This is a genomic window from uncultured Schumannella sp. (genome assembly GCF_905479755.1).
Taxonomy (GTDB): Bacteria; Actinomycetota; Actinomycetes; order Actinomycetales; family Microbacteriaceae; genus DCRR01.
Genome location: NZ_CAJQNT010000049.1, coordinates 20,475 through 29,880, shown reverse-complemented (window position 1 = coordinate 29,880; position 9,406 = coordinate 20,475). Strand labels below are relative to the sequence as shown.

The window sequence follows — 9,406 nt, the reverse complement described above, 5'->3', positions numbered from 1 at the left end:
GAGATCGACCGGTTCGACGATGACCCCCCGCGGGCCGCGCACGCTGAGCCCGCGGGCCGAGAGCAGGATCGGGCTGTCGGTCATTCGGCCGTCCCCTTACGTTCGGCGCGGGCCGCGATCGCGTCTCCGAGCAGGTTCGCCGCGCAGGCCACGACGACGATCGCGAGCGCGGGGGCGATCGAGGCCGCGGGATTGCTGACCAGGAGCGCACGACCGTCGTCGAGCTGCCGCCCCCAGTCCGCCGAGCCCGGCGAGACGCCAACGCCGAGGAATGACAACGAGGAGAGCGCCACGATCGCGATCGCGAAGTTCACGAGCGCGTTGGTGATGATGATCGGCGACACGTTCGGCAGGATGTGGCGGAACATGATGCGGAACGGTCCGAGGTGCAGCATGCGCGCCGACTCGATGTAGGGCCGCGCGGATTGCTCGATCACGGCGGAGCGCACGAGGCGGATGTCGGAGGGCGCGAAGAGCACGATCAGCATCGCGACGGTCACCCAGTAGCCGCTGCCGAACACCCCGGCGACCACGATCGCCACGACGACGACCGGGAGCGCGAGGAGCAGGTCGGTGACGCGACCGATGGTGAAGTCGAGCCAGCCCTGGACATATCCGGTGATGGTGCCGAAGATGATGCCGAGCAGCATCGACCCGAGCGCGATCACGACCGGTCCGGCGAGGGCCGAGCCGGAGCCCGCGATGAGTAACGCCAGCACATCGCGTCCGAGTTCATCGGTTCCGAGCGGATGCCCGGGGGTTCCGGGTGGGGTGACCCCGAACAGGATGTCTTGCACGAGGGCGTTCGGCGCGAGCATCGGTCCGAAGGCCGCGAGCACGAGCGCGATCGCGAGGATTCCCCCCGTCACGGCGAGTCCGACACTGCCGCCGCGACCCGCGCGGGGCGCCGGGCGCAGCGCGATGGCGGTGGTCCTGGGCGCGGTCATGCGGCGCTCCTTCGGGTGCGAACGCGCGGATCGAGCACCGCGTAGGTGAAGTCGACGGCGACCGTGAGCAGAGCGATCACGGCCGCGACGAGCAGGACGAGCGCCTGCACGAGCGCGATGTCTTTGAACAGCACGGCGTCTTGCAGCATGAGCCCGAGCCCCGGGAGCGCGAACGCCGCCTCGACCAGGATCGTGCCGCCGATCACGTAGGTGAAGACGAGCCCAGCCGCCGTGACGATCGGAATCGCCGAGTTGCGCAACGCGAGGAGCATGACCCGCCCCTCGCCGAGCCCGCGGGATCGCGCGAACGTGATGTAGTCGCTCGCGAGCGACTCGATCATGGCGGCGCGCGTGAGGCGCATCAAGATGGCGCCGAGTCCGACCGCGAGCGCAGTCGAGGGAAGCACCAGGTAGTACAGCTGCGACAGCAGATCGCCGCCCCCGCCGCCGTAGACCGGGAAGATCGGCAGGTAGTAGGCGAAGACGTAGAGCAGCAGCAAAGACACGACGAAGGCCGGCGCGCTGAGGCCCAGCACCGAGAACCCGGTCACCGCACGATCGACCGGTCGTTGGTGGAACTTCGCCGCGACGACCCCCAGCGGAATCGCCGTGATCGCGGCGAACACCATGGCCAGAACCGCGAGGGTTCCCGTCAACGGGATTCGCTGCGCAATCGCGTCGGCCACCGGGAGCTGATAGCGGATCGATGTCCCAAAGTCGCCGGTCAGGGCGTTGCCGAGCCACGTCGCGTACTGCACCCAGAACGGATCATCGAGACGGTACTGCTCGCGAATCGCGGCGATCGTCTCCGCATTCGCGGGCCGCAAACCGAGCAGATTCCGGACGAGATCCCCCGGGATGAGGTGCATCATGCCGAAGATCAGCACCGACAGCACGAAAACGATCGCGACAACTCCGAGCAGCCGCAGGGTGAGCATCCCCCAGAAGGACGATGCCCACCCCGCGAGGAGTGCGCGCCGAGGCGCACCGGTCATGTCATTCGCCTCGAGTCAGCAGCGCGGGCCACGGGTTCGTGTAGACGAACGGAGTCTCCGTCTCGATGGTCCAACCGTCGAGGAACGCCGTCGCCGACTGGCCCCACCAGAGCGGGAAGCTCGCGAGGTCGGTCTGCGCGAGCTCTTCCGCGCCGAGGATGAGGTCGGCGCGCACCACGGGGTCGCTCTCGATGAACGCCTCCGCGAGGAGGGACTCCACGGCGGAGTTGGAGTAGCGCGAGGGGTTCTCCGGCCCGTACAGGTAGGAGATCACTTCACCCGGGTCGCCCGTCGTCGAGAAGTACCACATGTAGCCCAGCCCGTGTTCGCCGTCGCCGATCGTCGCGAGCCACTCTTCGATCGTGACCTCGCGCACGTCGATCGTGACGCCGATCTCGGCCAGGTTCGCCGAGAGCGCGAGGGCCGCGCGACCCAGTTCGGGGCCGGTGGCCGGGTAGGTCAGCTCGGCCGTGAAGCCGTCCGGCACAGACGACGTGGCCAGGGCAGCAGCGGCCGCGTCGAGGTCGAAGTCGCGCTGCGGCAGGGCCGCGAGTCGCGCATCCGCCTCGTCTCCGTACGCGGCGATCAGCGACTCGGGGGTCGGGATCGCGAGGGCGACCTCGCCGTGCCCGTCGAGCACGCTCTCGACGACCGCCGAACGGTCCATCGCGTGGGCGACGGCCTCGCGGACGTTGACGTCGTCGAAGGGTGCAACCTCGAGGTCGAAGAGCAGACCGACGTAGGACAGGTCGTTGAGGAACTGCACTTCGGTTCCCTCGATCGCAGCCCACTGGTCGGCCTGCTGGAAGGGCACGTTGAAGGCGACGTCGATCTTGCCGGTCTGCGCCGCGAGCAGTCGCGTGTTCTCGTCCGGGATGAAGTCGACGCGCACGTTCTCGATCTCGGGAACGCCGCCCCACCAGGTGTCGACCCGCTCGAAGGAGACGTGCGAGTCCGGAACGAACTCGGTGACGCGGTACGGCGTCGTGCCGAGCAGCAGACCGTCGCCGGTGCCGATCGTCCCCTCGTTCGCCTCCCAGTAGGCCCGCGAGGTGACGTACAGCGCGCCCGTCGTGCTCATGAGCGTGGCAAAGGTTGCATCCGGCGCGGAGAGCGTGATCGTGAGCTCGCCGGGGGCGGTCTCCTCCATCGACGCGATGCCGCCGAGGTAGTACGAGAATCCGGGCGAGAGCTCCGGGTCCTGCGCCATCTCGATCGAGAAGATGACGTCGTCGACCGTGACCGGCGAACCGTCCTGGAAGACGGCGTCCTCACGCAAGACGTAGCGGTAGGTGACATCGTCGACCTGCTCCCAGGTCTCGGCGAGCGCCGGCTGGATCGCGCCTTCGGCGTCGAGGGTGACGAGCCCCTCCTGCGCGATCGAGCCGATGTAGTAGTTGAGGATCCCGGCCTCCTGGCCGACGTACAGGTTCGACAGCGAGCCGGGCAGCGCCACGGTGATCGACGTGTCGTCATCGGGTGTCGCCGTCGACGCGCATGCCGACAGAACAAGGGCCGCGGCAACCGCGGTGGCGGCAACGCTGAGGCGTCGTGGGGTGAGTTTCATGGCCGGTGTTTCCTCCATCGATCGTCAGTGACCATTACTCCTCAAGTCGGGAGTTGAGATCACTCTAGGGGGTGACCTGGGTGCCGCAATTCACGCCTTCGATGCGCGTCGTTCAGACCCCGGACCGGTCCACGTGCGGCAGGGAACGCAGCGCTCGCTCGAGGTGGAACTGCGTGTACGCGGCCACCACCCCGGTGGCCTGCGCGCGGGCCCGATCGTCGGCAGCCTCGGCGGTCGGCCAATCGCCCGCAAGCAGGGCTCCCAGCACGTCGAGAGTGGCCGCGTCCAGTCGCACGGCACCGGGCGGGGCGACCTCATCGGCGACGACCCCGCCGAGTTGGGCGACGAACGCCGAGTGCGGGCCGGGGGCGCCGGTGACGGCGCAGTCGACGAAGCTCGGAGCCCATCCCGCGATCGACAGCGCGCGGAGCAGGTAGGCGTCGAGGGTCATGCCGGCTGCGTGCTCGCGGCGCGCCAGCGAGCGCAACGCCCCCACGAGCAGCAGGTAATGCTGGGTTCCCGCCTCGTGATCCGTCACGCGGTCGGCCGTCTCCAGCATCGCCATCGCGACCGTGTAGCGGCCGTAGTCGTCGGCGATGTCGGCGCCGTAGGAACCGATCGTGTCGGCCTGCTGGACGATGTCGAGACTGCGCCCGACGTAGAACTGCGCATCCACCACCATGCCGGGTTCGAGCCGCGCGCCGAACCTCGACGCCGTGCGCCGCACACCTTTCGCGACCGCGCGCACCTTGCCGTGCTGTCGGCTGAGGAGCGTCACGATGCGGTCGGCTTCGCCCAGTTTGTGGGTCCGAAGCACGACGCCCTCATCACGGTAGGTCGGCACCCCCCTAGTCTCCCCCGCGGCGGCGCTGCGTGGCACACTGTGGTCAGCGCGGCGAGACACAGAAGGGGCCACGATGGCGACAATTCTGGTGACCGGCGGCACCGGTGGTCTCGGACGCCCGACGGTGGCGGAGTTGCAGACGCGCGGTCACGACGTGCGCATTCTCAGTCGCCGGGCGGGCGCGCAACGCACGGTGGGCAACCTGGACCGAGGCACCGGGCTGGATGCGGCGGTCGCCGGCGCGAGCACGATCGTGCACCTGGCGACCAACCGGCGTCGCGACATCCGCGGCACCCGGAACCTGCTGCGCGCGGCGGCCCGCGGAGACGTCTCGCACCTGGTTTTCATTTCGATCGTCGGCGTCGACCAGATTCCCTACTTCTACTACCGCGACAAGGTCGCGTGCGAGGCGGCGATCGAGGCGAGCGGCATCCCGTTCACGATTCTGCGTGCCACCCAGTTCCACTCGTTCCCGGTCGAGTTCATCCGACTTCAGGCGAGGTTCGCGAGCACGCGAGTGATCGACATCCCGTTGCAGACGATCGCGGTCGACGAGGTTGCCGCCCGCCTGGCCGAACTGGCGAGCGCGCCGCCGGCGGGACGCGTCGCCGACATCGGCGGGCCGGAGATCCTCCGCTTCCCCGAGGTTGCCGAAATCTGGCATCGGGCCCACGGCGACACCGCGCGCGTGCGCACCCTTCGGATCGGCGGCGCGACCGTGCGCGCGTTCCGGGCGGGCCACCATCTGACGGGTCTCCCCGGCTTCGGCCGAGAAACCTTCGCCGAATTCGCGGCACGCGACGCGCGTGCTAGCAATGAGACGTGACCTCCTCCTTCGACATCCCCCTCTGGATTGGCGTGCTCGCCGTCGCGATCGGGAGCATGCAGGGGGCCGCCTTCGCCGCGCAGTTCCGTGATCGACGCCTCGACCTGCTCGGGGTCGCCATCGTCGGGCTGGCGACCGGGTTCGGTGGCAGCGTACTGCGCGACGTGCTGCTGGTCGAAGTCCCCGCCACGATGCTGAGCAACTGGTACCTGCCCGTGGCGACCGCGGCGGCGCTGCTCGGGATGCTGCTGGAACGGCTCGTCAACCGCATCGCGCCGTTCATCACCGTCCTCGACGCCCTCACGATCGGCCTGTTCGGCGCCCTCGGCACGACGAAAGCACTGTCGCTCGGACTCCCGGCGGTTCCCGCGATCTTCGTCGGAGTCCTCGCCGCCGTGGGCGGTTCGATTCTGCGCGATCTGCTCTTGGGGCTCCCCATCGCGCTCATGCACGTCGGCTCGCTTTACGCGGTCGCGACAATCGTCGGCACCACGAGTCTCGTGGTGCTGACGGCACTCAACGTGCCGATCTTCATCGCCGGTGTCGTCTGCGTCGCCTTGACCTTCATCGTGCGGGTGCTCGCGGTGCTGTTCCACTGGAGCCTGCCCGAGCAGCGCCCGATCACGCGCAACCTGTGGCCGCGACGGCTGGGGCGCTCCGCGAGCGACCCGGAAGGCTAGCGCGAACGCAACTCGGGCGAGTTCCCGAGAACTGCTAGGTTGTCGCGCACGAGGGCCCGCTTCGATGCAGGGGTCCGCCCCGCTCGTCGACCTCGGAGTTTTCTCATGCGCCGCCCGGCACATCGCGTCCTCACCGCCGCGTTTCTGCTCGCCTCGTTCCTCGCCCTCGCGCTTCCCGGTGCGGCGCTCGCCGCCGAGGAGCCGGTCGCGCAGACGATGACCTACCGCGGCCCGCTGACCCTTAACTCCTCCGACGGGTTCACGTTCGACGTCACGGCCGAACTTCTGGTCGACTGCACCGAGCCGGTCTGCACCGCGTTCGTCGACATCACCGCCGGCGACTTCGTCGCCTCGCCGTCGAGCGGGCGGGCCGTGCCGATCGTTGACGGCACGGTGAATGCCGATCTTCCCGAGTTCGGCGACCTGTGCGCGCTGCGCTGGATCGGTGCGGGGCCGCTGACGCTCGCCTTCGACGGCGACGAGGTCGAGCTGACCCGTGGCATCGCCGCGGGTGGCCCGACCCCGTGCCCGGGGGGCGGTGACGCCACCGCATCCGCGGCCACCCTCTCGGGCACACTCACGCTCGTCTCGGGGGTCACCTGCCTCCTGACGGCGGAGTGCGGAGCCTTCGCAACTCCGACCGCAACCCCGACCCCGACCGTGTCGCCCACGCCGACGTCGGAGCCCACCGTCGGCGAGCTGATCCCGTGGCCCGACGAGCCGGGAGTCCTCAGTACCCTGATGACGATTTCGGAGGCGATGAGTCTCGAGCGTGCGCTTCGCTCGGCCGCCGGCGCACTGATCCTGACCCTGCTCGTCGCCTTCCCGGCGGTGCTGCTGGATGCGAGCGTCGCACGGATCGCGGAGCGGCTCGAACAGCGCCGTCTCGCTCGCCGCGGCTCGGTGCGCGAACCGTGGCAGGCGCCGCCCCTCACCGTGCTCGGCGCGGGGCCGGCGGTGGCCGGGCTTGTGGTCGCCGCCCTCGCCTCGGCCTTCGTGGATCCCGACTTCGGCCCCGACCCGACGGGAGTTCGAACCACGCTCGCGATCTTCGCCGCCTTCCTTGTCACCGTGGCGCTCGGCTGGGCTGTCACGGCGCTCGTGATGGCCGTCGTCGTGCGCGGTTCGCATCCCCGGGTCGAGTTCCGCCCGCTCAGCCTGGTCATCGTCGTCGCCGGAGTCGTGATCAGTCGGCTCACCGGGTTCGAACCCGGCATCATCTTCGGACTCATCGCCGGCATCGGCTTCGGCGCCCTGCTGGGCGAGCGTGCCCGAGCGGCTTCCTCGTTCGTCGGGCTGGGCTATCTCGCGGTCGTCGGAGCGATCAGCTGGATCGCCTACTCCGCGTGGACGGACTCCGTGCGGTCGGCCCCCGAGTGGTACGAAGTCCTCGGCTGGGAGGCCCTGGCCGGCATCACGATCGCCGCGGCGTCGGCGCTACCGATCGCGTTGCTCCCCGTGCGCGGACTTCTCGGCGCCGAGGTCTGGGCCTGGAGTCGCCTCGCCTGGCTGGCGAGCTACCTCGGCGCGAGCATCGCGTTCCTGCTCGTGCTGATCCCGCTGCCGGACTCGTGGGATGCGCTCCCGGTCGACGCCGCCACCTGGGCCCTCGGCTACGCCGTCTTCCTGGCCGCGTCGATCGTGGTGTGGCTCGTCACGACGCTAGTCACGCGATCGCGAGCTCGCGATCGGCCGTCCGCATCCGAACCGCGCGGTTGACCGCCGAGACGACCGCCTTGAGCGAGGCCGTCGAGATGTCCCCGTCGATCCCGACGCCCCACAACCGGACCTCGCCGACCTGAAGCTCGACGTAGGCGGCCGCGAGAGCGTCGCCGCCCTCCGAGAGCGTGTGCTCGACGTAGTCGTAGAGCTTGATGTCGTGACCCTGCTCGGCCATCACACCGAGGAACGCGGCGATCGGGCCGTTGCCCGTGCCACGGACTTCCTCCAGATCGTCCCCGATGCGCAGACGCGCGTCGAGTTCCACCGAGCCGGACATGTCGCTCGCCGTGCGCGTCGACAACAGCTCGAACCGGCCCCACTTGTCGTCGGGTCGCTCGGCGGGCGCCGGCAGGTACTCATCCTGGAAGATCTCCCAGATCTGCTCGCTCGTCACCTCGCCGCCCTCGGCATCGGTCTTGGTCTGCACCACCTGGCTGAACTCGATCTGCAGGCGGCGCGGCAGGTCGAGCGCGTGGTCCGACTTCAGCAGGTAGGCGACACCGCCCTTGCCGGATTGCGAGTTGACACGCACCACGGCTTCGTAGCCGCGCCCCACATCCTTCGGGTCGATCGGCAGGTACGGCACGGCCCACTCGAGTTCGGAGACGTGCTTGCCCTCCGCCTCGGCACGCGCATCGAGCGCCTCGAAACCCTTCTTGATGGCGTCCTGGTGGGATCCGCTGAACGCCGTGTAGACGAGGTCGCCCGCCCAGGGGCTGCGCTCGTGCACCTTGAGCTGGTTGCAGTACTCGGCGGTGCGACGGATCTCGTCGAGGTCGCTGAAGTCGATCTCCGGGTCGATGCCCTGCGTGAACAGGTTGAGGCCCAGCGCGACCAGGTCCACGTTGCCGGTGCGCTCCCCATTGCCGAACAGGCATCCTTCGATGCGATCGGCGCCCGCCTGGTAGCCGAGTTCGGCGGCGGCGACGGCCGTGCCGCGGTCGTTGTGCGGGTGCAGCGAAAGCAGCACGTTCTCGCGGTGCGCGAGGTGGCGGCTCATCCACTCGATGGAGTCGGCGTAGACGTTCGGCGTGGCCATCTCGACGGTGGCGGGAAGGTTGATGATGACCTTGCGCTCGGGCGTCGGTTCGAGGATCTCGAGCACCTCGTTGCAGACCTTCACGGCGAACTCGAGTTCGGTGCCGGTGTAGCTCTCGGGCGAGTACTCGTAGTAAACGCTCGTCTCCGGGATCGTCGCCTCGTACTGCTTGCACCAGCGCGCGCCCTGCAGGGCGATGTCGAGCACGCCCTGCTGATCGGTGCGGAACACGACCTCGCGCTGAAGGACGCTCGTCGAGTTGTAGAAGTGCACGATCGCCTGCTTGGCGCCCTTGATCGACTCGTAGGTGCGGGCGATGAGCTCTTCCCGGGCCTGGGTGAGCACCTGAATGGTGACATCGTCCGGAATCAGGTTCTCGTCGATGAGCTGGCGAACGAAGTCGAAGTCGGTCTGGCTCGCCGAGGGGAAGCCGACCTCGATCTGCTTGTAGCCCATCTTGACGAGCAGGTCGAACATGATCCGCTTGCGTTCGGGGCTCATCGGGTCGATGAGGGCCTGGTTGCCATCGCGGAGGTCGACGGCGCACCAGATCGGCGCCTTCTCGATCACCTTGTCGGGCCAGGTGCGATCGGCGAGGTGCGTGGCGAACTGCTCGGCGTAGGAGCGGTAACGATGAACCGGCATTCCGCTCGGCTGTTGGGTGTTCTTCATGGTCTTCTGCTTCTCTTCGAGTCGGGTCTCAGCCAACGACGAACTCCGCGACGAGGGAGGCCGGAGAACTAGGCCTCGTCGCGGCAGCTAAGAAGAAGCAGGCCGAACAGCACC

The 9,406-nt window shown here is 68.8% G+C and carries 8 protein-coding genes; 3 read left to right on the top strand and 5 right to left on the bottom strand.

Features of this window, described 5'->3' with window-relative positions; translation table 11 throughout:
• Positions 1-80: 80 nt before the first annotated feature.
• The 4 genes from QZ258_RS11980 to recO form a co-directional block, all read right to left on the bottom strand.
• The gene (locus QZ258_RS11980; protein WP_294181844.1) at positions 81-947 is read right to left on the bottom strand and encodes an ABC transporter permease; all 867 of its coding nucleotides are present in this window, start codon (positions 945-947) and stop codon (positions 81-83) included.
• Entirely contained in the window at positions 944-1,942 is a 999-nt protein-coding gene (locus QZ258_RS11975) for an ABC transporter permease (RefSeq protein WP_294181842.1), read from the bottom strand. The genes QZ258_RS11980 and QZ258_RS11975 overlap by 4 nt, the downstream gene beginning before the upstream one ends.
• 1 nt (position 1,943) lies before the next feature.
• Entirely contained in the window at positions 1,944-3,509 is a 1,566-nt protein-coding gene (locus QZ258_RS11970) for an ABC transporter substrate-binding protein (protein WP_294181840.1), read from the bottom strand.
• A 112-nt stretch (positions 3,510-3,621) separates the two neighbouring features.
• A complete protein-coding gene (recO, locus tag QZ258_RS11965) occupies positions 3,622-4,353 on the bottom strand; it encodes a DNA repair protein RecO (RefSeq protein WP_294181838.1) in 732 nt (243 codons plus the stop codon).
• 73 nt (positions 4,354-4,426) lie between these two features.
• On the opposite strand from recO, the gene QZ258_RS11960 reads away from it, so the two are divergent.
• The 3 genes from QZ258_RS11960 (at position 4,427) to QZ258_RS11950 (ending at position 7,578) form a co-directional block, all read left to right on the top strand.
• Positions 4,427-5,179 carry an SDR family oxidoreductase gene (locus QZ258_RS11960; protein ID WP_294181836.1) on the top strand — a complete coding sequence of 251 codons (753 nt, stop codon included), beginning with the start codon at positions 4,427-4,429 and terminating at the stop codon, positions 5,177-5,179.
• On the top strand, positions 5,176-5,859 hold the full coding sequence (locus QZ258_RS11955) for a trimeric intracellular cation channel family protein (RefSeq protein WP_294181834.1): 684 nt from the start codon (positions 5,176-5,178) through the stop codon (positions 5,857-5,859). The genes QZ258_RS11960 and QZ258_RS11955 overlap by 4 nt, the downstream gene beginning before the upstream one ends.
• Before the next feature lie 105 nt (positions 5,860-5,964).
• Positions 5,965-7,578: a hypothetical protein gene (locus tag QZ258_RS11950; protein WP_294181832.1), complete on the top strand. Its 1,614-nt coding sequence runs from the start codon at positions 5,965-5,967 to the stop codon at positions 7,576-7,578.
• On the opposite strand, the gene leuA is transcribed toward QZ258_RS11950, so the two are convergent.
• Complete coding sequence (leuA, locus tag QZ258_RS11945) at positions 7,526-9,292, bottom strand: 2-isopropylmalate synthase (RefSeq protein WP_294181849.1); 1,767 nt, start codon at positions 9,290-9,292, stop codon at positions 7,526-7,528. The two genes, QZ258_RS11950 and leuA, sit on opposite strands and share 53 nt — an antisense overlap.
• Positions 9,293-9,406: the final 114 nt, after the last annotated feature.

Excerpts from the sequence above, each read along its gene's own strand:
- QZ258_RS11980 (WP_294181844.1), bottom strand. The coding sequence starts at position 947 with ATGACCGCGCCCAGGACCACCGCCATCGCGCTGCGCCCGGCGCCCCGC.
- QZ258_RS11975 (WP_294181842.1), bottom strand. The coding sequence starts at position 1,942 with ATGACCGGTGCGCCTCGGCGCGCACTCCTCGCGGGGTGGGCATCGTCC.
- QZ258_RS11970 (WP_294181840.1), bottom strand. The coding sequence starts at position 3,509 with ATGAAACTCACCCCACGACGCCTCAGCGTTGCCGCCACCGCGGTTGCC.
- QZ258_RS11960 (WP_294181836.1), top strand. The coding sequence starts at position 4,427 with ATGGCGACAATTCTGGTGACCGGCGGCACCGGTGGTCTCGGACGCCCG.
- QZ258_RS11950 (WP_294181832.1), top strand. The coding sequence starts at position 5,965 with ATGCGCCGCCCGGCACATCGCGTCCTCACCGCCGCGTTTCTGCTCGCC.
- leuA (WP_294181849.1), bottom strand. The coding sequence starts at position 9,292 with ATGAAGAACACCCAACAGCCGAGCGGAATGCCGGTTCATCGTTACCGC.